Here is a 24994-nt window from a genome sequence, read left to right as displayed (position 1 = left end):
CCTAGTTTAACATTGATAACAGTGGCAAATTTATCAGATAAATTCAAAACCATAGCCAGTAATTTATAGTAATCCCTGATGGTCAAAAAAGCCGATATCAGCACCAAAAAATTAATCAGCCTCAATCCTGAAAATTGGGTAAAATGGGTAACACAAATCCCCGACATTACCACCGGAGAAATTCTTAATTCCGAATTTCAATGGATAAGCAGAGAAAGTGATGTATTAGTCAAAGCCACCAGTCCCCAGTACGACGAATTTCTTGTTCTCAATGAGTTACAATTACGCTATAAGCCAGAAATGCCCAAAAGAATGCGGGCCTATGCAGCACTAGCAGAGGAAAAATATGATCTTCCCACATACCCTGTATTAATTAACATTCTCAAAGAAAGTGAAACAGAAATTCCCAAACGCTATGAATCAGAGTTTGCTGGCTTACAAGCGCGACAAGACTACCAAGTGATCAATCCTTAGGAAGTTGATGTAAAAATAGCTTTGAGTCAACCTATTCCCTCGCTACTTCCCTTTGTACCAATTCTCAAAGGTGGTGGAGAAGAATCAACAGTTAGACAAGCATTGCAAATGCTTCGTGCTGATGAAAAATTAAGCCAGTTGGAAACAGTTATGGCTTTTTTTGCTACCTTTGTACTAGATAGCGCCTTAGTTCAACAAATCATGAGGTGGGATATGGCAATATTACAAGAGTCTCCTTGGTATCAACAGATTTTCAGAGAAGGTGAAAAGCGGGGCGAAAAACTGGGTGAAAGACGAGCTATACTGTCATCCATTGAACTAAGTCTAGAGATAAAATTTAGTCAAGAAGGTTTACAATTTATGCCCAAAATATCACAGGTTGCTGATTTAGAACAGTTAAAAAACATCCAAAGGAGCATTTTAACTGTAAATAGTCTTGATGAATTGCGGGAATTTATGCAAATACAAATAAATTAAACTTCCGCTTTCACATTAGTATTCCCCTGGGTTTGGGGGGAATAATCTATGTAGATATTAATTTAATAAACAAACATCTCAGGCATATATATTACCAGTTAAACCTTTTACTGAATTTACTAGAAGTGATCAAAAATTATTGAAATTAGATAAAATTATTAGAATCGCACTTTACTAAGTGATTTATCTATGGTATAATTACCATAGTCTGGAATAATTATCACGGTATTTTCATATCAGTCTGAAAACCTTGTTATCTACCGCACAGTCGGGTATTGATAAAGCAATTCCGACAAAATTAGTAGATGAAAAAATGTTAAGGTGTGGTATCCATGCCGAGTAACATTTTTGCGAGGACGGGAACAAATGTTTCTATTTTGTTTATTGATAAGGGAAATAAGAATGATGTAGTTTTGATTGATGCTTCTAGTTTAGGTGAAACTGTGAAAGATGGCAAGAATCAAAAAACGGTGTCAGGTAACAGATGCTATAATTGTATTATTCTGTGAAGAATTAGGAATTAAACCGCCGTTTTAATGGAGGATTTTATGCAAGTTAAAATTGAGTTACCTGATGAATTGGGAAAACAACTTTTGGAAATGCCTGATATGCAGCTATTAGTACAGAAAGCTGTGGAAAAAATGTTATTAGAAGAGCAAAGCAGACGAGCCACCCATGATTTATTAATTGAACAGAGAGAATTGTTACACCAAACTAGCAATGATGAAATTTTGCCAATTACGCGATCGCTAGTTGGTGTTTTGAAAGGTTATCATGTTGATGTAGCAGACTATAAAAAACATTTAGAGGAGAAGTATCTTTGAAAATTGTATTTGATACCAATATTGTTCTTGATATTTTGCTAGAGCGTGAGCCTTTCGTTAGCTTCTCTATTAATTTATTTAATGCTGTTGAGCAGCAAATTATTCAAGGTTATCTTTGTGCGACAACGATAACTACGATTGATTATTTGTTAACTAAATCAATAGGAAAGCAGTCAGCCAAGGTTTCTATTAATCAATTGCTTAATTTATTTGCGATTGCAGAGGTTAATGATCTGATATTGAAAGCGGCGATAAATTCAGATTTTTCTGATTTTGAGGATGCTGTTTTATATCATTCAGGCATTTATGCGGGTGTTGATGGTTTTGTAACTCGAAATAGCAAGGATTTTAAAACTGCTAGTTTGCTTATTTATAGTCCAACTGAATTACTAAGCATTATTCAAGAAATAAAGCATGACTGACAGTATTTTATTACAACTTTTAGACAATATCAAACATGACTAACTTACCAAAAGGATTAATCGTTTCCTGTCAAGCACCCATAAACTCCCCATTACATGATCCTTATGTAATTTCTGCAATGGCACAAGCAGCAGTGAATAATGGGGCTGTAGGAGTGAGAATTGACACACCTATTCATATCCAAGCGGTGCGGAAAAAAGTCCAAGTTCCCATTATCGGACTTTGGAAACAAGTAATAACTGGTTCTGATGTATATATTACACCACAATTTCATCACGCTGTGGCCGTAGCAGCAGCAGGTGCTGATATTATAGCTATAGATGCTACTACTAGATATCGTCCCGGTGATGAAAAGTTAACAAATATTATTAATTTGATTCATGATCAACTAAATAAGCCGGTTATGGCAGATGTAGATACATATCAAGCAGCACAATTAGCTGTTAATGCAGGTGCGGATATTGTGGGAACTACTCTTTTTGGCTACACTGGGGAAACTCAAGACTTTTCTCCTCCTGGTTGGGAATTACTGACTAAAATAGTAGAAAATCTTGACACTTTTGTGATTTGTGAGGGTGGTATTTCTTCACCACAAATGGCCAAAAAAGCCTTAGATTTAGGCTCTAATGCTGTTGTTGTGGGTGGAGCAATTACCGGCATTGATTTGTTAGTTAAAGCTTATAATTTGGCATTGGAAAATTAAAATCTTCTCATTTTTCTGTGGCAAAATAGTCATAATATAACATATTATTCAAATAGGCTCATAAAATGCTAGGAAACACCCTTGTGGGCAGATACCAAATTACCAATTACCTGGGAGGTGGCGGATTTGGCGAGACTTATGTTGCTAATGATACGCATTTACCCGGTTTACCGCATTGTGTAGTTAAGAAACTTAAACCTCAGTCTAGTGATATTGCTACTTTGGAAATAGCCAGAAGGTTGTTTGACACAGAAGCCCAAGTTTTATATAAATTAGGGACTCATGACCGCATTCCCCAACTTTTAGCTTACTTTGAAGAAAATGCCGAATTTTACCTGGTGCAAGAACTTATTGTAGGTAATAACCTTAGTCAAGAATTAAGTTCAGGTACAATTTTTACTGAAAATCAGGTAATTTCCCTAGTACAAGAAATTTTAGAAATTTTGGATTTTGTACATCAACAAAAAGTAATTCATCGTGATGTTAACCCTCGGAATATTCTGAGACGACAACAAGATGGTAAACTAATTTTAATTGATTTTGGTGCAGTTAAACAAATTACGACTAAATTAGTAAATTCCCCGGATACTACTAAATCTACTGTCGCTATTGGCACACCAGGTTATACTCCTGGAGAACAGGCACAAGGAACACCCAAATTTAGTAGTGATATCTATGCTTTGGGAATTATTGCTATTCAAGCTTTAACAGGATTATCCCCTGAACAATTAGAAAAAGATCCCGAAACTAATGAAATTATTTGGCAAAATTCCGCCACGGTATCCCCAGAATTTGCTCAATTTTTAAATCAAATGGTATGTTATGATTTTCGACAACGTTATGCCTCAGCGACAATAGCATTACAAGCTTTACAAAATTTGCATAAAAATACATCGGAAACAATAGTTTTTTCTCCCGCAACTTTACCAAATCAAGTTAAAAATTCCCCAGTTAAAAAAGGGATATTCTGGAAATTACCCTTGGGGATATTTGTGTTAGTTATTGGTGCTGTCGGTGGAATATTTATAATTAATCGCCTGAATAATAAAAATGCCATAGAATTATATCATCAGGCAAATACTCTGCTGCAATTACAACGCTATCAAGAGGCTTTAACAATTTATGAAAAAGCCGGAGATATTAAACCTGATTATCCTCAAGCTTGGTATGGTCAAGGTCAAGCATTATTTCAACTAAAGAAATATGAACAAGCTTTAATAGTCTATGATAAAGCTATTCAACTTCAACCTGATTATTTAGAAGCTTGGAATAATCGCGGGTTGGTTTTAGTAAATCTCAAACGTTATTCAGAAGCACTTGCCACTTTTGATAAAGCTTTAGAACTCAAAAATGATGCTCCTCAAGTTTGGCAAGCTAAAGGGGATGTTTTTATAAAAATTAATAACTATAATAATGCAGTTAAGGCTTATGAACAAGCAATTAATTTACAACCTGATAATTCTGAATTATGGTACAAAAAAGGATTGGCATTACAAAATCTTAAACAGTATGAGGAAGCAATTACAGCTTACAAAAAAACCATAGAATTAAAACCAGATCATGAATTAGCTTTGTATAATTTAGGTAATTGTTCGGTGAATTTAAATCGTTATGAATTTGCTCTGCAAGCTTATGATCAGGTGCTACAATACAATCAGGGTAACTTTGCCGCTTTGTTATCAAAAAGTAATGTATTGATGACATTACGTAGATATCCAGAGGCCATTGATTCTTTTAACCAAGTGATTAAATCCAATCCTCGACGGTATCAAGTATGGTATAATCGGGGTTGGGCATTACATCAAGTTAAACGCTATCCAGAAGCCATAGAATCTTATAAAAAAGCTGTTTCCTTAAAGGGAAATGATTATTTACTGTGGTATAACCTGGGAAATACACAATATAGTTTGCAAAAATATCCAGAAGCGATCGCATCCTATAATAAAGCTATCCGTTATAAACCAAATCATTATGAAAGTTGGTATAGTCGCGGCAATGCGCTATTAAATATGCAACAATACAAAGAGGCGATCGCATCCTACGATAAAGCTATAGAATATAAACCAGACTACCAACAAGCTATAGAAGCCCGCACAAAAGCCCAAAATGCCCTAACCCAAAATCTATGATAAAATTGTAAACCCTTCTTTCTTCTGACCAAAATCCAGTAGAATATGAAATGCCAGTTATCCAATTAACTGAGAAAGATATCACATCCCTGCCAGTAGCCAAAATTATGGACGTATTAGAACTAAAACGCGAAATCGAAACATTGTCTAGCCGCCTGGGTAAAACCCAGGACTATCTTTGACGTACCCGCACTCCAAGCCAAAATTCACGACTTAGAACAAATTTCCGCCCAAACAGAATTTTGGGAAGACCAAACCCAAGCCCAAAACACCCTACAAGAACTCAATGATCTAAAATCCCATTTAGAGCAATATTACCAGTGGCATTCCCATTTAGACGATACTAGGGTAGTTGTTGAACTATTGGAACTAGAAACAGACACAGCGCTATTGCAAGAAGCCGAGTCTACCATTAACAAACTCAATCATGATCTAGATCAATGGGAATTACAACAACTACTTTCTGGACCCTACGACGATAAAAGTGCAGTCCTAACAATTAACGCTGGTGCAGGTGGTACAGACGCGCAAGACTGGGCATTTATGTTAATGCGGATGTATACCCGTTGGGGAGAAGATCATGGTTATAAAGTTACCTTAGCAGAAGAATCCGAAGGTGACGAAGCGGGTATTAAATCCGCCACCCTAGAAATAACCGGACGCTACGCCTATGGTTATTTGCGTTCTGAAATGGGTACTCATCGCTTAGTACGAATTTCTCCCTTTAATGCTAACGGTAAACGACAAACCAGTTTTGCGGGAGTTGAAGTGATGCCACAAATAGATAATACCGTCAAATTAGACATTCCCGAAAAAGATTTAGAAATTACCACCACCCGTTCTGGTGGTAAAGGTGGACAAAACGTCAACAAAGTAGAAACCGCAGTCCGCATAGTTCACATTCCCACAGGGATAGCAGTCCGTTGTACAGAAGAACGGTCACAACTGCAAAACAAAGAAAAAGCCCTAGCCCGTCTCAAAGCTAAACTACTAATTATAGCCAAAGAACAACGCGCCCAAGAAATAGCGGAAATTCGCGGTGATATGGTAGAAGCCTCCTGGGGTAATCAAATCCGTAACTATGTATTTCATCCTTATCAGATGGTTAAAGACCTGCGTACAAACGTAGAAACAACAGCCATTACCGACATCATGAATGGTGAGATTGATATGTTTATCCAAGCCTATTTAAGACAAGAAAATCAGATAGTAGAAGCTTAGGGAAAGCAGGGGACGCTTAGTTATACTATCAGAATCAGGATAGCCAGCGATTAAAAATAGCAATCCTCTTTTTGGGAACGAACCACAGAGGACACAGAGAACCCAGAGGTAGAGAGAAAAAAAGAGGTATTTACGTCTTGTTGAGAATTGCTATATATGAGGATTGTCTAATTTAGCTGTGTAATAGCTTAATTTAGGTTAATAGTCTGCACTCCCGACTCCTAATTTCCCCGTAACCTGTTAAAGTAATAAAGGAAATTATTGGAGAAATTAACTATGGACAAGTCCCCTACTAAAGAACCCCAACCCAGCTATGTTAAGCTGGCCATGCGGAACATGGTTAGAAAAGGCGGTACTTCCCTCAAACACTTCGCGTTAACTGCTGTAGGACTATTATCTGTCCTCGTTGGTTTAGCGTATCTGACCCGCTAAGGGGGAAAAATTGTGCCTTTACCAGTGGAATTATATTTAGAAAATTGTCTTGACGACTTTTCCCTAATTCCTCCCGAAACTTGGGAAAATTGGTTTCAGGAGTGGTTAGAAATTCTTAATGATTATCTACCAACTGCACTTAGTTATGAAGTTAGTTTGCGGTTGACAACTGATACAGAAATTCAAACCCTCAATTCCCAATACCGTGAACAGGATAAACCTACAGACGTTTTAGCCTTTGCATCTCTAGAAGCAAATTTACCACAAAGCGAGGAAATGCTCAGATCTATGCCCTTGTATTTAGGTGATATTATTGTTTCTGTAGATACAGCACAGCGACAAGCACAACAGCAGGAACATAGCTTATCCACAGAATTAGCCTGGTTAACGGCTCATGGTTTATTGCATTTGTTAGGATGGGATCATCCTGATGAACAGAGTTTGATGGAAATGCTACAGCAACAAGTTATCTTACTTGAGAAGATAGGTATGATTATTAACTTAGAGGTATAGTATATGTATATTTAAAATTAAGAATCTTAGTGATTGCTTCATAGTGTCGCTATTTAAAATAGCCTACAATTGCTTCAAAGTTGATCCGGCTATGAAAATCGGTAGATTCTTACTCTGTCATATATCATATTTTTTTATCTATGTCCCCAAAACTTTCGTCATCACCAACAAGTAACAGCTTACCACCGCTTGTGTCTAAAGACAGGGAACTTTCCTGGCAAATTGCCTCTAATTTATTTGTTAGTTTTAAGTACGCTTGGGCTGGAATTATCTATGGTTTTCAGACCCAGCGTAATTTTCGCATTCATTTAGCCGTCTGCGCCTTGGCTATTAGTTTGAGTCTATTCTTACGTCTAGAAACAGTGGAAATAGCTATAATTGCTGTTACCAGTGGGTTAGTTTTGACCTTAGAGTTAATGAATACGGCCATTGAGTCTATTGTAGACTTAACCGTCAAACAATCCTACCATGAATTGGCAAAAATTGCTAAAGACTGTGCGGCTGGGGCTGTACTTGTAGCAGCTTTAGTAGCATTATTAGTCGCAACTATACTATTATTGCCCCCTTTAGCGACTTTAATCCTGTCCAATTTCTAGATAGCGGGTTGTAATAGAGACGTTTCTAGGAAACGTCTTGAATATTTTCAAATATTTTCAAGAAAAATGAAATTAGGCAAAAATTGTGATATTAGTTATTGATAATTACGACAGCTTTACGTATAATTTAGTGCAGTATTTCGGAGAACTAGCCACAGATTTCTCTGTAGCCAATGATATCCAAATCGTGCGAAATGATAAGATGACTGTAGATGAAATTAAAACCTTAAACCCAGACGCAATAGTCATTTCCCCCGGTCCTGGTCGTCCAGAAGATGCGGGAATTTCCTTAGATGCGATCGCTCAATTTGGCGAAAAATTACCGATTTTAGGGGTGTGTTTAGGACATCAAAGTATTGGTCAGGTCTTCGGTGGTAAAATAGTTTCTGCACCAGAATTAATGCACGGAAAAACCTCCCAGGTATCACACCAAGGAATAGGAATTTTTCAAGGGTTAGAAAATCCCTTCACCGCCACCAGGTATCATAGTTTAGTAATTGAGCGGGAAACCTGTCCAGAAGTATTGGAAATTACTGCTTGGGTAGAAGATGGTACAATTATGGGTGTCAGACACCGGAACTATCCTCACATTCAAGGAGTCCAATTTCATCCAGAAAGTGTTTTAACTTCCTTGGGTAAGGAATTGCTGAGAAATTTTCTGCGAACCTTGTAAACGGAAAAACAGATGAAAAGACGACAGTTGATAGGCTATACTGGGGCGGGTTTAATAACCTCTGTAATGACTAACTTAGGTCTGCCAGTTTCAGTAAAGGCTCAGTCTAGCGGTGTATCAATTCATTGGTTAGGACATACTTGCTTTTTATTCACCACTGGAAATGTCAAAATTCTGATTAATCCCTTTCGGACATTGGGCTGTACAGCTAAGTATCGTCCCCCAAAGGTCGCGGCAGATTTGGTATTAATTAGTAGTCAATTATTAGATGAAGGTTATGTAAAAGAACTACCGGGAAATCCCAAATTAGTTTATCAACCGGGGGTTTACGAATTTAGGGGTGTTAATTTTCAGGGAATTACCACAGACCATGATCGTCACAATGGAAAACGATTCGGGAAAAATCTGGCTTGGAAATTCACCATAGCAGGACTTAATTTACTGCATTTAGGGGGCTGTGCTGCACCCCTGACCCTAGAACAAAAAATCCTCATGGGTCGTCCCGATGTATTATTTATTCCCGTAGGTGGTAGTGCTAAAGCTTACAATGCTCAAGAAGCAAAAGCAGCCATTACCGTCTTAAATCCTCAGTTAGTTATTCCCACCCATTACCGCACTCCAGCCGCTGATACAAACCAGTGTGACATCACCCCAGTAGATGATTTTTTGACTTTAATGCAGGGTGTTAATATCCGCCGAAGTAATAGTGACTCTATAGTAATTAACTCCCAGAATTTACCGAAAAATACGGAAATTCAGGTTTTGAGTTATAAATTTTGATATCACGAATTGAGATCCCTCCTGGAAGAAATCAGGAATCTAATAGCAGATTTCAAACTCATACAGCAGTTCCCGATATTATGAAGTACAGATATTAATAATAAAACTCTCGTGGTGCGGGCATCTGGCCTGCACCAGGTGTACCTCACTCAAAGCTACTTGCTGTATGAAGTACGGATATTAATAATAAAACTCTTGTGGTGCGGGCATCTGGCCTGCACCAGATGTACCTCACTCAAAGCTACTTGCTGTATGAAGTACAGATATTAATAATAAAACTCTCGTGGTGCGGGCATCTGGCCTGCACCAGGTGTACCTCACTCAAAGCTACTTGCTGTATGAAGTACAGATATTAATAATAAAACTCTCGTGGTGCGGGCATCTGGCCTGCACCAGGTGTACCTCACTCAAAGCTACTTGCTGTATGAAGTACAGATATTAATAATAAAACTCTCGTGGTGCGGGCATCTGGCCTGCACCAGGTGTACCTCACTCAAAGCTACTTGCTGTAAGATACAGGACTTACGCAACTGGCACATTGGTAGGGTGCTTTGCTACTGCATACCTGCAAATAAACAGATTGTTGATATCTGACGCACCCTACAACAGATTTTTGGTATGACACTTGCGTAAGTCCTAAGATACAAAAATACCCCACCCTCCCCAAATCAGGAGAAGGTCAGGGGTGTACATCATAAACCTAAAATAGGCTGTAATAGCTTATTTTACCTATACCGTCAAGTTGACCTTAACAATGACATCATTAAAGTCCTTGTCACCACCACCCGTTAGGTCTTCAAAACCAAAGGTATTATCACCTAAAAGCCGCACATGATCAACACCATCTGAGTTAGCAGCGCCGAAGGTGAAGTAAATCCTGGAGTTGATATTGTCGTAATTATCGGGTGTACCACCATTAGTGATAATAAATGGCGCAAAGACAGAACCACCTTGAAGAGTCTTATTGTTAAAAGTCGCAGTTCCGTTGTTATTGACAGCCAAAGCAAGGTCAGAAACACGCCCCCTAACAGCGGCTTGAGCATAACCAGCTTGTTCTGGGAGGATATCAGCACTACCATCTCCATTGGTATCAATACCTCCATTCTCATCAGCGACTTTATAAAAACCAACGAAGTTGTTATAAGCGGCTTCTCGGTTGACAACAAAGTCAGCTTTTACCGGACCATTGATACCCCGCAAATCTAGTAATTCTCCTTGGGGTTTGTTTTGCAGACTTGTAACCTGGCTTATAACTGTATCAGTTGGGATAATATCAGTTGGGGTAATTGTTACCTGCAAATCTTCAAACCCAGCTGTATTACCAGAACCATCTTCCCAAGCCAGGGAGAAGCCATTTCCTAAAGTAGTAGTCCTAACATTAGAAGAAATATCAAAGAGGACATTAGTTTTGGGAGTGGTATTGTTGAGTACAGAATCCGTTGAACCATCCTTAACCAAATAGAATCTCAAATTACTATTAGAATTTAATTCTAACAACCTGCTGAGACTAGATTGATTAAATCCAACGGGAGAATTACCAAGGAGAGAGAAAATTACCTGACCACGTTGTAACGCCTTCTCGGTATAACCTGCTGCATCGGGTGCAATACCATCTATTGTACCATTGGCATCATCAACAGTAAATACTCCTAGCTCACTATTGAGTTTAGAGTTGTATCCTGTTAATTTAACTTCCAGTCTTTCGTTACTGTCACCTTTTAAAACGAAAGTATTACCACTACTAGGTCTATTTAATGTGGGAGGTTCAGGAACGTTAGTTACACCAATGGTTAATTGTCTCTCAAAAGATAACCCATTTTGGTCTGTGGTTTTGACTCTAATGCTGTAACTGTTTTTGGTTTCAAAGTCAAAGACGGAGTTGGTTTTAAGCTGATTTCCAGTAATGGTAAATAAACTATTATCCGTTGCACCATCCCCAGTGACTAAACTATAGGTAAAGGTGTTTCCTGTATCTGGGTCAGTGCTGCTGAGATTACCAACCACTGTACCAATGGGTTTACCTTCATCAATTGTAGTGGTGTCAGTGTTGTTGTCAAGCAACAAATCAGTGGGTGCTTCATTAATGTCGTTAACGTTAATATTTAATTGTCTCTCAAAAGATAACCCACCTTGGTCTGTGGTTTTGACTCTAATGCTGTAAATTGTTTGGGTTTCAAAGTCAAATACAGTATTAGCTATGAGTTGATTATCAACAATACTAAATAAACTGTTTTCCGTGTCACCATCCCCTGTAACTAAACTATAGGTAAAGGTGTTTCCTGTATCTGGGTCTATGCTGATGAGATTACCAATTACACCATCTGTTTGACCTTCAGCAATTGCGGTGTTGTCAAGCAACAAATCAGTGGGTGCTTCATTAATGTCGTTAACGTTAATATTTAATTGTCTCTCAAAAGATAACCCATCTTGGTCTTCGGTTTTGACTCTAATGCTGTAACTGTTTTTGGTTTCAAAGTCAAATACAGTATTAGCTATGAGTTGATTATCAACAATACTAAATAAACTGTTTTCGGTGTCACCATCCCCTGTAACTAAACTATAGGTAAAGGTGTTTCCTGTATCTGGGTCTATGCTGATGAGATTACCAATTACACCATCTGTTTGACCTTCATCAATTGCGGTGTTGTCAAGCAACAAATCAGTGGGTGCTTCATTAATGTCGTTAACGTTAATATTTAATTGTCTCTCAAAAGATAACCCATCTTGGTCTTCGGTTTTGACTCTAATGCTGTAAATTGTTTGGGTTTCAAAGTCAAATACAGCGTTGGTTTTAAGTTGATTTCCAGTAATAGTAAATAAACTATTATCCGTTGCACCTGTTCCGGTGACTAAACTATAAGTAAAGGTGTTTCCTGTATCTTGGTCTGTGCTAGTGAGATTACCAACCACTGTACCAACAGCCTTGTTTTCCTCAACGGTGCTAGTGGATAGTGTTAAGTTAGTAGGAGCGTCGTTAACGTTACTGACTCCAATGGTTAATTGTCTCTCAAAAGATAACCCACTTTGGTCTGTGGTTTTGACTCTAATGCTGTAACTGTTTTTGGTTTCAAAGTCAAAGACGGAGTTGGTTTTAAGTTGATTTCCAGTAATAGTAAATAAACTATTATCCGTTGCACCATCCCCAGTGACTAAACTATAGGTAAAGGTGTTTCCTATATCTTGGCCTGTGCTAGTGAGATTACCAACCACTGTACCAACAGCCTTGTTTTCCTCAACGGTGCTAGTGGATAGTGTTAAGTTAGTAGGAGCGTCGTTAATGTTGGTAACGGTAATAGCTACGTCTTTTGTGGCGGTTAATGTACCATCATTAGCGAGAACACTGATGTCATAAATGTTATTTGCACCGTTATCACTAGGTAATTCAAAGTTAGGAGCGGTTTTGAAGGTGACAACGCCGTTGCTACTGTTGATGTTAAAGAGGTTAGCATCAGTACCGGATAAGCTATAGGTCAGGGTTGTACCTGCATCTGCATCGGTGGCAATAACGGTATAAACTGTTCCTGTACCGTTTTCGGCGAAGGTGGCGGTAGCAGCACTGGTAATAACTGGGACTGCTTCGTTAACGTTAGTAACGGTAATATTTAATTGTTTCTCAAAGGATAACCCACCTTGGTCTTCAGTTTTGACTCTAATGCTGTAAATTGTTTGGGTTTCAAAGTCAAATACAGCGTTGGTTTTAAGTTGATTTCCAGTAATATTAAATAAACTATTATCCGTTGCACCATCCCCAGTGACTAAACTATAGGTAAAGGTGTTTCCTGTATCTTGGTCAGTGCTGCTGAGATTACCAACCACTGTACCAATGGGTTTACCTTCATCAATTGTAGTGGTGTCAGTGTTGTTGTCATAAGATAAATCGGTGGGCGCTTCGTTAATGTCGTTAACGTTAATATTGTATTTTCGTTCTACAAGGGTTGACTCATCTTGGTCTATTTGCTTGACTCTAATGCTGTAACTGTTTTTGGTTTCAAAATCAAGTAATGTCCGGGTTCTGAGTTGATTACCAACAAAATCAAATGAACTGTTATCGATGTCACCAACCCCTGCAATTAAGCTATAGGTAAAGGTCTTTCCTGTATCTGGGTCAGTGCTGATGAAATCAGAGACTGTTGTTTCACCTTCATTAATTGTCAAAGTAAAGGCGCTGTTGTTAAGGGTTAAGTTGGTCGGGGCTTGGTTAGGCATCGTTTTTAGATCCTGGTGATAAAATTGGTAGAATAGAAACAACTAAAATACCTTATTATAATATCACTTTTTTAGTGACACTAAAGAGTATAACATAATGCTAATTTAAAAAAAGTTAAGCCTAGGTTAAACCTAGGTTAAGCCTAGGTTAAGCCTAGGTTAAGCCGAAATTGGCGTTAATACTGTCCGTTCGTTGATTTTGAGATCCAAAGGAGAATTAAAGCCTTAATGTAAAAGGAAACCAGTTTTTAAGTAACCCGTTAATTATCAGTAAAATATAGGAATCTGGTTTGATTCTGTGAACTTACTTGTGTGGTCAGGGAACAGGGAACTCTTAACTGGAAGAAAGACAGAATTGATACCTACTGAGTCTTGTATGGCTACGCCACGCAAGCTATCAAAAATCAAATATTATTCCTATATATGATCGTTATATTCTCAAGCCAAAAAGCGATCGCTTCCAGTAAAATCATGGAAAGTGAGCAAAAAAAGCGAGGAAGTCCAACTTCCCCGCATTAGTATAATCAATCAACTAAGTTATTGTTTGTGAAAAATCCGAGTCTAAGTAATAAGCCCAGATTAAGCAGTAATAATGAAATCACTAGCGACCAAAGTAGGAGCACCAACGATAGCTGCAAACTGAGCACCAGTACCAAGACCAGCAGCAGCACCATTTTGGTTATAGAAGAGGCTACCGCTACCTGTACCTGTACCTGAGACATAAACAATTTGAGCGCTGCTTGTTGCTGCACTAGCCACATTTGCAACAACTGCAAAGTTTGAGGCCACAGTAAATCCGGCACCAGCAACACTGGTTAAAGCCGTAAATACTGCCTTGCTCAAAACTATCTTGTCACCGGCACTAAAGTCAGCGATGTTGTCTAAACCATTACCAGTTGCAGCGGCACTGAAAGCTGCGGTGCCATTGAATACGAACTGGTCATTACCAGCACCACCAACTAAGCTGTCAGTACCCAAACCACCAACAAGGGTGTCATTACCAGCACCACCATTAAGGGTGTCGTTACCAGCACCACCATTAAGGGTGTTATTACGACTATTACCTATGATAATGTTATCACGTGCATTCCCTGTGCCATTAATCGCATTTGTTCCTGTCAGAGTCAGGTTTTCGGTGTTGGATAAAGTGGCAATAGTGAAAGTGACATTAGATTGAATGGTATCTGTACCTCCATTAGCAAGTTCCGTAATGGTGTCAGTGGTGCTATCTACAATGTAAGTATCATCTCCTAAACCACCAATCAAGGTATCAGTACCTAAACCACCATCAAGGGTGTCGTTACCAGCAAAGCCACTAAGGCGGTTATTACTACTGTTACCGATGAGGTTATTATCGAACTCACTGACATCAATAATTTGCACTCCTGTGGCCTCATCAGCTACATAGGCACTGAGTCCTACCAATTCAACACCTCTAGCAGTTCCAGGAGTGTCATAGGTAGACACAAGAGTGGGGTTGCTAGGATTGCTGATATCGAAGATTTGCAGTCCTGTCGGACCATCACCCACATAAGCATACCGTCCTACTACTTGAGCGCTCCGAGCAGTTCCAGGAGTATCATAGGTGCCAACGAGTGTGGGGTTGCTAGGATTGCTAACATTAATGATTTGCAGTCCTTTGTCGTTATCTGCTACGTAAGCTAAGTTACCTATTAGCTGAACACTATTAGCAGCACCAGGGGTATCATAAGTCCCTCTGAGAATAGGGTTACTGGAGTTGCTAATGTCGAGGATTATTAACCCAGTAGCAAAATCAGCCACGTAAGCTAAATTATCTATTACCTGGACACCTCTCGCAGAGCCGGGAGTATCATAAGTACCCTTGAGAACAGGGTTACTGGGGTTGCTAATGTCGAGGATTATTAATCCGGTAGTATCATCAACTATGTAAGCTAAGTTACCTACTACTTGAACACGGTAAGCAAGTCCAGGAGTGTCATAAGTACCTCTGAGAGTAGGAGCTGCAGGATTACTGACATCAATAATTTGTAGCCCTGAAGCCTGATCAGCTACGTAAGCTAAGTTGCCTACTACCTGAATACCCCTGGCATTTCCAGGAGTATCATAACTGCCTATGAGAGTAGGAGCGGCAGGATTAGTGATATTGAGAATTTGTAATCCTGAATCAAAATCAGCTACGTAGGCTAAGTTGCCTACCACTTGGACACGGTAAGCACCACCTGGAGTGTCATAAGCACCTGTCAAACTAGGCATAAATCCCTCACTATTCACAGTTAAAGTGTCTGTAAAAAATGTCTGTAGAAAATCAAAGTTGCTTTGGACTGGAAGATATTTATACCAGTTCAAATTAAACTCCTGTTTGTCAGTCGGTATTTAGTACAATTTAATGAAAGTATTTCATAGATTTTCTGAAAAAGCAAGTCTTTTCTCTAAAATTTTTTCTATACCTATATAGTTCTAGCAATCAGTAGAACATCAATTAATCATCAAACACTTTCTAAAATCAAGTTTTCACCCAAGTTAATGGGGGTAAATTCTGCCATATTTTCTAGTTAGAGAAAAATATAAGTTGCAATAAAAAAGCGATCGCTTTCCATAATGTTACGGAAAGTAATCGCTGATTCTGAATTTAGAAATTCTTAGTCATACCGACAATATATCTTGACCAATAACTACTAGCTAAATCAACTTGTATACCATTCTGGGGTCAGCTTATCTGCATCAGCGACAGGAGTTTCAGTAGCTAAAGTTCCATCCATAGTCCAGATTTTATCAGCGGATGTTTGTTGATCACGCCAGTAAATATCAGTCTTACCATCACCGTTGAAATCACCCAGAGATGCTGTCAAACCAGGGGTATTGCTAGGTAAGAAAGCTTCAGAACTGATGGTTGTACCATCCATCAACCAAGCAGTATTTGCACCAGTAGAGGCATTATGCCAGAAGATATCAGTTTTACCATCACCATTGAAATCACCAATTTTCGCAGTCCAATCTGTACTCAGTGTGCTGACAACACCTTCAGTCACAAAAACGCCATTCATCGTCCAAATCTTATTTTCCCCTGTTTGGGAGTTGCGCCACAAAATATCAGTTTTGAAGTCACCGTTAAAATCACCAAGAGTAGAAGTCCAGGAACCATCTTGAGCTTGGAGGTCATACTTGGTAGTTTGGCTACCATCCATAAACCAGACACTATTTTCACCAGTGGTAGTATTACGCCAGAATATGTCACTCTTACCATTACCATCAAAATCAACAATGGTTGCGGTTAATCCTGGCCCCGTAGTTTCTAAGACATTGGCGCTAATTACCTTTATACCATCCATTTGCCAAATGGCATTTTCACCAGTAGTTGCATTATTCCAGAAAATATCAGTTTTGCGATCGCCATTGAAATCGCCAATATTAGCAGTCCAACCTGGATCAACTCGATCTAAAGTCAAGTAATTAGCGACTCTTGTACCATCCATTAGCACAATCAAATTATCACCTGTTGTCTTATTGCGTAATAAGAAATCGGTCTTATTATCACCATTAAAATCAGCAAGTTTGTAGTCATAAGCTGTTAGATCATATTTACCTAAAGAACCCTGTTCTAAAACTTGTGTTCCGTTCATCAAGCGCACCAAAATTTCACCAGTTTGGACGTTAACCCAAAGTTTATCTGTTTTACCATCACCATTAAAATCAGGAACAATGGCTGCACTGGTTAAATAAGGATTAGGATTGGGGTTAGCACTCCCACCAATGGGGATTTGAGCTAATGGATTTGTTGGTACTGGTACTAATGGATCTGCTAATGGAGAAACAGAAGAACTTCTAATAAAAGATGAAGGTTTTAAATCTTCAAAGCTTGATGCTTGCTCAATTATATCTTGAGCTTGTAACCCGTAATTTCTTGTATCTAAAGATAATTGATCAGGCATGATGTGTTTTTATGAGTAATTAATATCTATTTTTGATTTGCTTTTGATAAAGATTCTGTAAACAGTAAACATCTGGTTAATTATTTTTATTAAATGTCAGTATTTATAGACATTTCCATCATGTTTATAAATAGGAAATTTTCCAAATCAAAAGTAATATCTAAACAATCAAAAAATATTTTATATTTTATTTATTCAAGTCATGATTTAAAAATAAAATCCTGTTTTCTTGACATCGAGATCCCGAATCATATATGTATTGCTTTTATTGCTTTTGTTCCTTTGCGTCTTGGTAAGCATAAAACTCCACCTCCGTGTCCTCTGTGTCCTCTGTGGTTCGTCCAAAAAAAAGATTGGTGAACACAAATCAAGAGAAAATTAGCTATTATAAGTAGAATTAGCAATTTTCTCGACCACATTCTCAGTAGTCTTTAATTGTTAAAGCTAAAAACAACACTATTAATAAATTAGCTATGCAAACAGAATATCAGCAACGTCGTCAGGATTTAATAGCGAAAATAGGCAGTAGTACAGCGATTTTCACAAGTGCGCCCACAGCAGTCATGCACAATGACGTTGAGTATGTTTACCGTCAAGATAGTGATTTCTTTTACATAACTGGGTTTAATGAAGCGCAAGCAGTAGCAGTATTAGCACCTCATCACCCAGAGCATCGCTTTATATTATTTGTGCAACCCAAAGATCCAGAAAAGGAAGTTTGGACTGGTTATCGTTGTGGAGTAGAGGGAGCAAAAGAATTGTATGGTGCAGATATAGCTTACCCCATTGCAGAGTTAGATGAGAAGTTACCGCAATATTTAGAAAAAGCAGACTGCATCTATTATCATTTGGGACGCGATCGCAATTTTAATGATAGAATCATCCAACATTACCAAAGTTTACTGCGAACCTACCCTAAACGAGGTACAGGACCAATTGCGATCGCAGATCCTAGTATTCTCCTGCACAATATGAGACTCTATAAAAGCAAAACAGAATTAGACCTTATCCGTCAAGCTGTAGAAATTGCGGTAGAAGCTCATAATTATGCTTTACAAAGCACTAAACCGGGACGTTATGAATATGAAATTCAAGCCGAAATAGAGCATCTTTTCCGGTTACGGGGGGGAATGGGTCCTGCTTATCCTTCCATTGTTGCTGCTGGTGCGAATGCTTGCGTACTGCATTACATTGAAAATAACTGTCAAATACAAGAAAATGATTTACTATTGATTGATGCTGGTTGCGCTTACGGTTATTACAATTCAGATATTACCCGCACATTTCCCGTTAGTGGTAAATTCACACCGGAACAAAAAGCATTATATGAAATTGTATTAGCAGCACAAAAACAAGCGATAGCAGAAGTAAAACCAGGTAATTCTTTCTATGCACCTCATAATGCAGCGGTGCGGATATTAACAGAGGGATTAGTGGAACTGGGTTTACTCAAAGGGGAAATTGATAAATTAATAGAGGAGGAAAAATATAAAGCCTTTTATATGCACCGTACCAGTCATTGGTTAGGCTTAGATGTGCATGATGTGGGACTTTATCAACATGGAGAAAACCCGCAAATTTTACAACCTGGCCAAGTGCTGACAATAGAACCGGGACTGTATATAGTCCCTAACACCAAACCAGCAGAAGGGCAACCGGAAATTGACCCCCGTTGGCTAGGAATTGGGATCAGAATTGAAGATGATGTCTTAGTTACTTCTGAGGGAAATGAAGTATTAACAGCCAAAGTTCCCAAGGAAATTAAGGATTTAGAAAGATAGAATCAAGACATACTTACTAGTAATTTGTGTTTTTTGGAATACAATTTTACGTAATAATGCTGTGCGTCAGACTGCATAAATCCTGCAAATAAACAGATTGTTGATATCTGACGCACCCTACTAATGTACCAGTTGCGTAAGTCCTGTAACTACCACCATACAAAAATACTGTTAAAAAGTCCCAAACAGATTATCATAGAAGTTTGAGGCTTGATGAAAAAGGTGATAGTTACTTATGAGTACCAACAATCTAGCCATTGTGAACTGGAAACCCCATAACCGACATACAGATTTAATATTTGATGATCATAAACCATTGAGATCCAATCGTCACCGAATTGCGATGAATGTCCTCATTCGTTCATTACAGCAGCTTTGGTCTGAGTGCAATGATTATTTTACTCAGGGTAATATGTTTATTTACTACAGCATTAGCCAGGTTAAAAACCGTAATTTTCGCGGTTCTGACTTCTTTGCTGTTCTCAATGTTGATAGTAGTAATTCTCAAGCAGATTGGGTGGTTTGGAAAGAAAATTGTCCTTATCTTGATATGATTGTGGAATTAATGTCAAGGTCTACAGCAGAAATAGATAGTATCAAAAAATACCTTAAAAATCAGATTTTCCGCACCTCAGATTATTTTGTTTACAACCCCTTTGACCCTAATTCTTTACAAGGATGGCATCTAGATGATAACCAAGAATATCGGTCTTTAACACCTAATGAAAATGCTTGGTTTTGGTGTAGACATTTAGGCTTATGGTTAGGAACTTGGGAAGGAACTATAAATAGGGAAACTGCGACTTGGTTGCGCTTTTATGATATTTCTGGTAATTTAGTTTTGTTACCAGAGGAGGCTAACAAAGCACAAGTAGAAAAGGTTAAAGCAGAAGCAGAGAAGTTTAAAATTCAAGCGGAAAATGCTAAAGCTAAAGCAGCGAAATTAGCCGCGAGATTAAGGGAATTGGGGGAAAACCCAGATATGTTGTAATTTATTTTGTTTTGTCTGGGTTAAATGTAGGTTGGGTTTTCTAGGGTCAGCCTACATTGACACACATTCTGTATCTCTTGTCTGTCCCCGTGGCGTAGCACCTATCACCTATCACCTATCACCTGTTACCTAACTGGAAGCACTAGTATAAAAACGGAGAGCAAATCGCCAAAACTGAGTAGAAAGGAAAAATAATACAAAGGCTAATAATCCCGCACCTAGCAACCAAGTAAATTCAATTTCTCCTAACATGGATTGGGCGGGGATAGTAGTTAAAAAAGACACTGGTAATATAAAGGTAAAGAAAAAGCGATAAACGGCAGGATAGCCAGTAATTGGATATCTTCCTGCTTCTAAAAGCCCTTTTAATACTTCTGTAATATTGTATATTTTAACAAACCAAATGCTGGTTGCTCCCAGTATAAACCACAAACTGTAAAGAATAACTAAACCGCAAAATAATGGCCAGAGGGTAAATAGATATCTGTCAATTCCTAAGCTAAGTTTAGTACCAGCGTAGCCAATTATCAGTAAACCAAAGATTAAATCTGGTATTCCCCAGGGGGAAAGGGTGTGGCAAGATAACCAAAACTGACTACGAATAGGTTTTAATAACACAAAGTCTAAAGTCCCTTCCTGGACATGGCGCACAATGCGATTTAAATTGGGAGATAGAAAGGTAGCACTAAAGCCTTGTAATAAGGTGAAAATTCCTAAAACTATTAAGGCCGCTTCCCAAGACCAGCCTGTAAAAGTGTAACCTGTGCGGTAAAATAGAAACAAACCAAAGATACTACCGAGTAAATTTCCTAAACTACTGAAAGCAGCAATGATAAAATTAACACGATACTCCATTTCCGTAGCGATCGCCGCAGTCCAAAATAATCTCAGCACTTTTAAATATCTTTGCATTTTTCGCCTTGACCCTAATATCCATTAAACATAAATTAAACATAAAATAAACATAAAATAAACATAAAATAAATTTAATATTATTTTTTATTTCTATAAATTTATAACCGTTAAAATGTTGAGTACAATTTCTTAAATAAGTGGGATTTTATGCACTTTGATTTACCAGAATTAGTTAAATCACTTGGTTACTTTGGAGTATGGGGAATTATCTTTGCTGAATCTGGTTTATTGATTGGTTTTTTTCTGCCTGGTGATAGTTTATTATTTACGGCAGGATTTATCGCTTCTCAAAACTTACTGAATATTTGGGTACTGATTTTCGGTGCGTTTGTTTGTGCGGTATTAGGTGATAATATCGGGTATTTTACTGGGCATAAATTTGGCAGAAAATTATTTGATCAAGAAGATTCTTGGTTATTCCATAAAAAGCACGTTGTCAAAACCCAAGATTTTTACGAAAAGCATGGTAAGAAAACAATTATCCTAGCAAGATTTGTGCCAATTGTCAGGACTTTTGCCCCAATTGTCGCAGGAATCGGAGCTATGCACTATCGTTCTTTTATGTCTTACAATTTATTTGGTGGTTTTGTATGGACTTTTGGCATTACTTTGTTAGGTTTCTTCTTGGGAAAAACTCTACCAGCGGAACAATTAGATAAGTATCTATTACCAATAATTGGCTTAATTGTTGTTGTTTCTTTATTACCTTCAATTATTCATGTAATTAAGGAAAATAGAGCTAATAAAGGATAACAGGACTGACGCAACTGGTACAAGGGACTCCTAGGGAGCGCTTCGCTATCCCTACAGAAGGAAGCCGGTCATTTTAAATCAGACCAAAAACCATCCTACATTACACGCAAACCTAAAATCATCAAATCCCGTTCTACACCGTCCAAATCAGCAATTTTCGGTAGATTTCCCCAAGCTTGAAACCCAAACCAGGCAAATAACTTTAAACTAGGTTGATTATGGGCGAAAATAAAACCAACTAAAGTTTTTAAACCTAGACTGGGACTTTCCGTAATTGCTTTCTCTAAAAGTTGTTTTCCTAAACCCCGTCCTTGGAATTTTGGGGAAATGTAAATACTGATTTCCGCTGTGGAATAATAGGCTGGTCTACCGTAGAATGATTGGAAACTCAACCATCCAGTAATTACCCCCTCCGTTTCAATTACCCATAGGGGACGTTGGGAGGGGACTCGTCCTTTAAACCAAGCGAGACGACTTTCCACAGATACAGGTTCTAAATCAGCAGTAGCCATACGGCTAGGGACGGCAGCATTGTAAATGGCTACAATAGCGGGTAAGTCGGTTTCTGTGGCATTGCGGATGATCATCGCTGATATTGGGGGTGCAAATTTTTGATAAAATCAAATAGATATTTCCAAATCATACAGCTTTCAGAGGACAATGCCCGATAGTTTTTTCTAAAACCTTTTTAAAACCGGACTTTGTACAATTCAAATAATTCTCCTAATTGCTGTTTAACAATCTTACCACCCCCAGCTTTAATTATTTTTTCCCATTCTGAAATCGGTTCGAGAAACACCTCCGCACCTAAATAGGTTTCCAGTACGGCCCAGTCTTCTGCTAGGGGTTGTTCAGAATTGAGAAGATCAAAAACAAAATTTCCTCCTGGTTTTAATACTCGTTTGACTTCTATTAATACAGCTTGCCAATATTCTAAAGGAAAATAGCAACTAAATCCTGTGGCAATTACTAAATCAAATTGATCTTCTGGATAATTCAAATGGTGTGCCGGTCCTAATTCTACACCTTTAAACAGTTTAGAATTTAATTGTGAACCACGGGAATTAAGAGTATCTTTGGCTATATTACTAATTTCTTGTCCATAAAAGAATCCTTGCCAATCTCGCCAAGGATAGATTAAAAAGCTGAAACCGCAACCAATATCTAAACAATGTTGATTTTTTTGAGGTTGGGCAATTTCCCAAAATGGTGAAACTATTCTATCATTTAATCTGCCATTAATCCATTCCTGAAATATTGGCATTGCTTCTATTTCTTCGGGTAATGCAAATTTTTGATTTTGATATTGGCGATTAAAACGATATGCTATTTGTCCTATTCTCTCTTGCCATTTATCAGAAGAATAGTTATTGGTTTTATAAGTATTAGCCGGTGAATTTTTAGACATTTATTACTTTGATAATTGGTAATTTTCTTGCTCCTAACTCCTTTAAGCTTTTGCTAGTAAAGGTGCCGCAGCTAGGAGGGTTTGGGTATAAGGGTGTTGAGGATGAGCAAAAATTTGTTTAGTCTGTCCTATTTCTACTATTTTACCACTATTCATGACGGCAATGCGATCGCACAAAAACCGTGCTAACCATAAATCATGGGTAATAAACAAGTAAGTTAAATCAAATTCTGCTTTTAATTGTAACATCAAGTCGAGGACTTGGGTTTGTACACTCGCATCTAACATACTCACCGGTTCATCACATATTATCAGTTTTGGACGAGTAATTAAAGCCCGGGCTATGGCTACCCGTTGTTGTTGTCCCCCAGATAAATCAGCAGGATAACGGTGATAATATAATTCTGCTGGGGTTAAACCAACTTTTTCTAACATCCATAATACCTGTTCTTTGGCTTTTTCAGCATTAGCTAAGTTATGAATTAATAAAGGATCTGTGATACTTTGTCCTACGGTCATGGCTGGATTTAAACAAGCATGAGGATCTTGAAATATCATTTGGATTTGTCTCCGAGAAGAACGGATTTCTTGACGGGATAACCTAGTTAATTCCTGTCCTAAAAATTCTACTTTTCCTGATGTGGGACTGATCAATTGTAAGATTGTTCTCGAAAGTGTACTTTTCCCACAACCAGACTCTCCTACTAATCCTAAAATCTCCCCAGAATACAATTCTAAGTTAATTCCATCTACCGCTTTAACTGTTTGACCTTCTCCTTTAAATATTCTTTCAATAAAATTCGGTTCTATGGTATAATGTTGTTTGAGTTCGGTAATTTTTAAAATAGGATTTTCTTGGTTGACTCTTCCCTTTTCCCCGTTCTCTTTTCCCTCTTCCTGTTGAATATGTAACGCTGCTTTTAATAAGGATTGAGTATATTTGTGTTCAGGGTGAGCAAATACAGTTTCCGTTTTCCCCATTTCCACTATTTTACCCTGATACATCACCCCAAGGCGATCGCAATATTCCCCCACCATGGCTAAATCATGGGAAATTAACAATAATCCCATATTTTCTTCTCCACATAATCGCGTTAATTCTTGGAGAATTTGAGCAGAAACAGTCACATCTAAACTAGTTGTTGGTTCGTCCGCAATAATTAATTTAGGACTCAATAACAAAGCTAACGCAATGGCTACCCGTTGACGCATTCCTCCGCTAAATTCATGGGGGTACTGATGCCAACGATTAGCAGGAATTTTCACCTTATCTAAAGTCGCTAAAGCCCTTTCCTTCGCTTGCTGTTTGGATAATTCTGGTGCATGAGCCTGTAAAGTTTCAATACAATGATTCCCAATAGTCATTAATGGATCTAATCGCGTCATGGGATCTTGGAAAATCAAGGCTACGGCTTCACCCCGAAACTTTTGCATCTGCATTGGTGTTAAATTAAGTACAGATTCTCCCTGAAATTTTACTAATCCTTCCACACGACTGGAGGCTGGTAATAAACGCATAATTGCTCTACCGATAGTTGATTTACCACAACCAGACTCTCCCACCAATCCCATGCTTTCACCAGATTGGAGAATAAAAGATACATCATCAACAGCCCAGTTTTCTCCTTCTCCACTGCGTTGAGGATAGGCTACACGCAGATTTTCCACAACAAATAAAGCTTCACTCATAATTCAGACTTTTTATAAACGTATTAATTTTAACTTTTTTCACAAGTATATTCTGTATACAGTTCAATGAATTACGGCTGTTCACCAAATTTTAG

General features: G+C 38.1%; 21 protein-coding genes and 1 pseudogene. 15 read left to right on the top strand and 7 right to left on the bottom strand.

Annotation, left to right across the window (positions count from 1 at the left end; translation table 11 throughout):
- The first annotated feature begins 78 nt into the window (after positions 1-78).
- From H6F39_RS12100 to H6F39_RS12045, 12 genes and pseudogenes are all read left to right on the top strand, one after another.
- Positions 79-951: pseudogene (locus tag H6F39_RS12100) on the top strand (Rpn family recombination-promoting nuclease/putative transposase).
- Positions 952-1283: 332 nt separating this feature from the next.
- Positions 1284-1460 carry an N-6 DNA methylase gene (locus tag H6F39_RS12095; protein WP_199290919.1) on the top strand — a complete coding sequence of 59 codons (177 nt, stop codon included), beginning with the start codon at positions 1284-1286 and terminating at the stop codon, positions 1458-1460.
- Positions 1461-1499: 39 nt separating this feature from the next.
- The gene (locus tag H6F39_RS12090) at positions 1500-1775 is read left to right on the top strand and encodes a hypothetical protein (protein WP_028090247.1); all 276 of its coding nucleotides are present in this window, start codon (positions 1500-1502) and stop codon (positions 1773-1775) included.
- Positions 1772-2197 carry a PIN domain-containing protein gene (locus tag H6F39_RS12085; protein ID WP_028090246.1) on the top strand — a complete coding sequence of 142 codons (426 nt, stop codon included), beginning with the start codon at positions 1772-1774 and terminating at the stop codon, positions 2195-2197. Before H6F39_RS12090 ends, H6F39_RS12085 begins: the two co-directional genes overlap by 4 nt.
- A 35-nt stretch (positions 2198-2232) precedes the next feature.
- Positions 2233-2901, top strand: a complete 669-nt coding sequence (locus tag H6F39_RS12080) for an N-acetylmannosamine-6-phosphate 2-epimerase (protein WP_190396780.1) — start codon at positions 2233-2235, stop codon at positions 2899-2901.
- 65 nt (positions 2902-2966) lie between these two features.
- Complete coding sequence (locus H6F39_RS12075) at positions 2967-5030, top strand: serine/threonine-protein kinase (RefSeq protein ID WP_190396779.1); 2064 nt, start codon at positions 2967-2969, stop codon at positions 5028-5030.
- Between the two features lie 107 nt (positions 5031-5137).
- A protein-coding gene (gene prfB, locus H6F39_RS12070) for a peptide chain release factor 2 (protein ID WP_190372713.1) occupies positions 5138-6251 on the top strand; the annotation gives its coding sequence in 2 pieces (ribosomal slippage) (positions 5138-5209 and positions 5211-6251; 1113 coding nt in all).
- Positions 6252-6527: 276 nt separating this feature from the next.
- Positions 6528-6683, top strand: coding sequence for a DUF3285 domain-containing protein (locus tag H6F39_RS12065; RefSeq protein ID WP_071604830.1), 156 nt, complete (start codon positions 6528-6530; stop codon positions 6681-6683).
- A 12-nt stretch (positions 6684-6695) separates the two neighbouring features.
- Entirely contained in the window at positions 6696-7196 is a 501-nt protein-coding gene (ybeY, locus tag H6F39_RS12060) for an rRNA maturation RNase YbeY (protein ID WP_137909090.1), read from the top strand.
- Between the two features lie 140 nt (positions 7197-7336).
- Positions 7337-7792 carry a diacylglycerol kinase family protein gene (locus H6F39_RS12055; RefSeq protein WP_137909091.1) on the top strand — a complete coding sequence of 152 codons (456 nt, stop codon included), beginning with the start codon at positions 7337-7339 and terminating at the stop codon, positions 7790-7792.
- A gap of 85 nt (positions 7793-7877) precedes the next feature.
- Entirely contained in the window at positions 7878-8465 is a 588-nt protein-coding gene (locus H6F39_RS12050; protein WP_137909092.1) for an aminodeoxychorismate/anthranilate synthase component II, read from the top strand.
- A 12-nt stretch (positions 8466-8477) separates the two neighbouring features.
- Positions 8478-9245, top strand: coding sequence for an MBL fold metallo-hydrolase (locus H6F39_RS12045; RefSeq protein ID WP_137909093.1), 768 nt, complete (start codon positions 8478-8480; stop codon positions 9243-9245).
- A gap of 729 nt (positions 9246-9974) precedes the next feature.
- Here the strand turns inward: H6F39_RS12045 and H6F39_RS20745 are convergent.
- From H6F39_RS20745 to H6F39_RS12030, 3 genes are all read right to left on the bottom strand, one after another.
- On the bottom strand, positions 9975-13451 hold the full coding sequence (locus tag H6F39_RS20745; protein ID WP_190396778.1) for a cadherin domain-containing protein: 3477 nt from the start codon (positions 13449-13451) through the stop codon (positions 9975-9977).
- A gap of 579 nt (positions 13452-14030) precedes the next feature.
- The gene (locus H6F39_RS21045) at positions 14031-15779 is read right to left on the bottom strand and encodes a hypothetical protein (RefSeq protein ID WP_190396777.1); all 1749 of its coding nucleotides are present in this window, start codon (positions 15777-15779) and stop codon (positions 14031-14033) included.
- Positions 15780-16117: 338 nt separating this feature from the next.
- Positions 16118-17362, bottom strand: coding sequence for a VCBS repeat-containing protein (locus tag H6F39_RS12030; protein ID WP_190372666.1), 1245 nt, complete (start codon positions 17360-17362; stop codon positions 16118-16120).
- Positions 17363-17835: 473 nt separating this feature from the next.
- Between H6F39_RS12030 and H6F39_RS12025 the strand changes: the two genes are divergently transcribed.
- Positions 17836-19143, top strand: coding sequence for an aminopeptidase P N-terminal domain-containing protein (locus tag H6F39_RS12025; RefSeq protein ID WP_190372667.1), 1308 nt, complete (start codon positions 17836-17838; stop codon positions 19141-19143).
- Positions 19144-19378: 235 nt separating this feature from the next.
- Positions 19379-20134, top strand: coding sequence for a Uma2 family endonuclease (locus H6F39_RS12020; protein ID WP_190396776.1), 756 nt, complete (start codon positions 19379-19381; stop codon positions 20132-20134).
- 129 nt (positions 20135-20263) lie between these two features.
- Here the strand turns inward: H6F39_RS12020 and H6F39_RS12015 are convergent, their stop codons facing one another.
- Positions 20264-21046, bottom strand: a complete 783-nt coding sequence (locus tag H6F39_RS12015; RefSeq protein WP_137909512.1) for an ABC transporter permease — start codon at positions 21044-21046, stop codon at positions 20264-20266.
- 150 nt (positions 21047-21196) lie between these two features.
- On the opposite strand from H6F39_RS12015, the gene H6F39_RS12010 reads away from it, so the two are divergent.
- Complete coding sequence (locus tag H6F39_RS12010) at positions 21197-21802, top strand: DedA family protein (RefSeq protein ID WP_190396775.1); 606 nt, start codon at positions 21197-21199, stop codon at positions 21800-21802.
- A gap of 95 nt (positions 21803-21897) precedes the next feature.
- Here H6F39_RS12010 and H6F39_RS12005 read toward each other — a convergent pair whose 3' ends face one another.
- The 3 genes from H6F39_RS12005 to H6F39_RS11995 form a co-directional block, all read right to left on the bottom strand.
- Positions 21898-22389 carry a GNAT family N-acetyltransferase gene (locus tag H6F39_RS12005; RefSeq protein ID WP_190396774.1) on the bottom strand — a complete coding sequence of 164 codons (492 nt, stop codon included), beginning with the start codon at positions 22387-22389 and terminating at the stop codon, positions 21898-21900.
- A gap of 101 nt (positions 22390-22490) precedes the next feature.
- Positions 22491-23210 (bottom strand): class I SAM-dependent methyltransferase, encoded by a 720-nt coding sequence (locus H6F39_RS12000; RefSeq protein ID WP_137909515.1) that lies wholly within the window; start codon positions 23208-23210, stop codon positions 22491-22493.
- Between the two features lie 42 nt (positions 23211-23252).
- Positions 23253-24899, bottom strand: coding sequence for an ABC transporter ATP-binding protein (locus H6F39_RS11995; protein WP_137909516.1), 1647 nt, complete (start codon positions 24897-24899; stop codon positions 23253-23255).
- Positions 24900-24994 lie beyond the last annotated feature (95 nt).

This window comes from Dolichospermum sp. FACHB-1250, assembly GCF_014696335.1.
GTDB classification, from domain to species: domain Bacteria; phylum Cyanobacteriota; class Cyanobacteriia; order Cyanobacteriales; family Nostocaceae; genus Dolichospermum; species Dolichospermum planctonicum.
This window is presented reverse-complemented; position numbering and strand designations above follow the sequence as displayed.

What these genes read in the sequence shown, in the direction of transcription:
- H6F39_RS20745 (WP_190396778.1), bottom strand. Translation starts at nt 13,451, where the DNA reads ATGCCTAACCAAGCCCCGACCAACTTAACCCTTAACAACAGCGCCTTT.
- H6F39_RS12055 (WP_137909091.1), top strand. Translation starts at nt 7,337, where the DNA reads ATGTCCCCAAAACTTTCGTCATCACCAACAAGTAACAGCTTACCACCG.
- H6F39_RS12095 (WP_199290919.1), top strand. Translation starts at nt 1,284, where the DNA reads ATGCCGAGTAACATTTTTGCGAGGACGGGAACAAATGTTTCTATTTTG.
- H6F39_RS12010 (WP_190396775.1), top strand. Translation starts at nt 21,197, where the DNA reads ATGCACTTTGATTTACCAGAATTAGTTAAATCACTTGGTTACTTTGGA.
- H6F39_RS12075 (WP_190396779.1), top strand. Translation starts at nt 2,967, where the DNA reads ATGCTAGGAAACACCCTTGTGGGCAGATACCAAATTACCAATTACCTG.
- H6F39_RS12015 (WP_137909512.1), bottom strand. Translation starts at nt 21,046, where the DNA reads ATGCAAAGATATTTAAAAGTGCTGAGATTATTTTGGACTGCGGCGATC.
- H6F39_RS12045 (WP_137909093.1), top strand. Translation starts at nt 8,478, where the DNA reads ATGAAAAGACGACAGTTGATAGGCTATACTGGGGCGGGTTTAATAACC.
- H6F39_RS12000 (WP_137909515.1), bottom strand. Translation starts at nt 23,210, where the DNA reads ATGTCTAAAAATTCACCGGCTAATACTTATAAAACCAATAACTATTCT.
- H6F39_RS12020 (WP_190396776.1), top strand. Translation starts at nt 19,379, where the DNA reads ATGAGTACCAACAATCTAGCCATTGTGAACTGGAAACCCCATAACCGA.
- H6F39_RS12080 (WP_190396780.1), top strand. Translation starts at nt 2,233, where the DNA reads ATGACTAACTTACCAAAAGGATTAATCGTTTCCTGTCAAGCACCCATA.
- H6F39_RS12005 (WP_190396774.1), bottom strand. Translation starts at nt 22,389, where the DNA reads ATGATCATCCGCAATGCCACAGAAACCGACTTACCCGCTATTGTAGCC.
- H6F39_RS12030 (WP_190372666.1), bottom strand. Translation starts at nt 17,362, where the DNA reads ATGCCTGATCAATTATCTTTAGATACAAGAAATTACGGGTTACAAGCT.
- H6F39_RS12065 (WP_071604830.1), top strand. Translation starts at nt 6,528, where the DNA reads ATGGACAAGTCCCCTACTAAAGAACCCCAACCCAGCTATGTTAAGCTG.
- H6F39_RS12090 (WP_028090247.1), top strand. Translation starts at nt 1,500, where the DNA reads ATGCAAGTTAAAATTGAGTTACCTGATGAATTGGGAAAACAACTTTTG.
- H6F39_RS12025 (WP_190372667.1), top strand. Translation starts at nt 17,836, where the DNA reads ATGCAAACAGAATATCAGCAACGTCGTCAGGATTTAATAGCGAAAATA.
- H6F39_RS11995 (WP_137909516.1), bottom strand. Translation starts at nt 24,899, where the DNA reads ATGAGTGAAGCTTTATTTGTTGTGGAAAATCTGCGTGTAGCCTATCCT.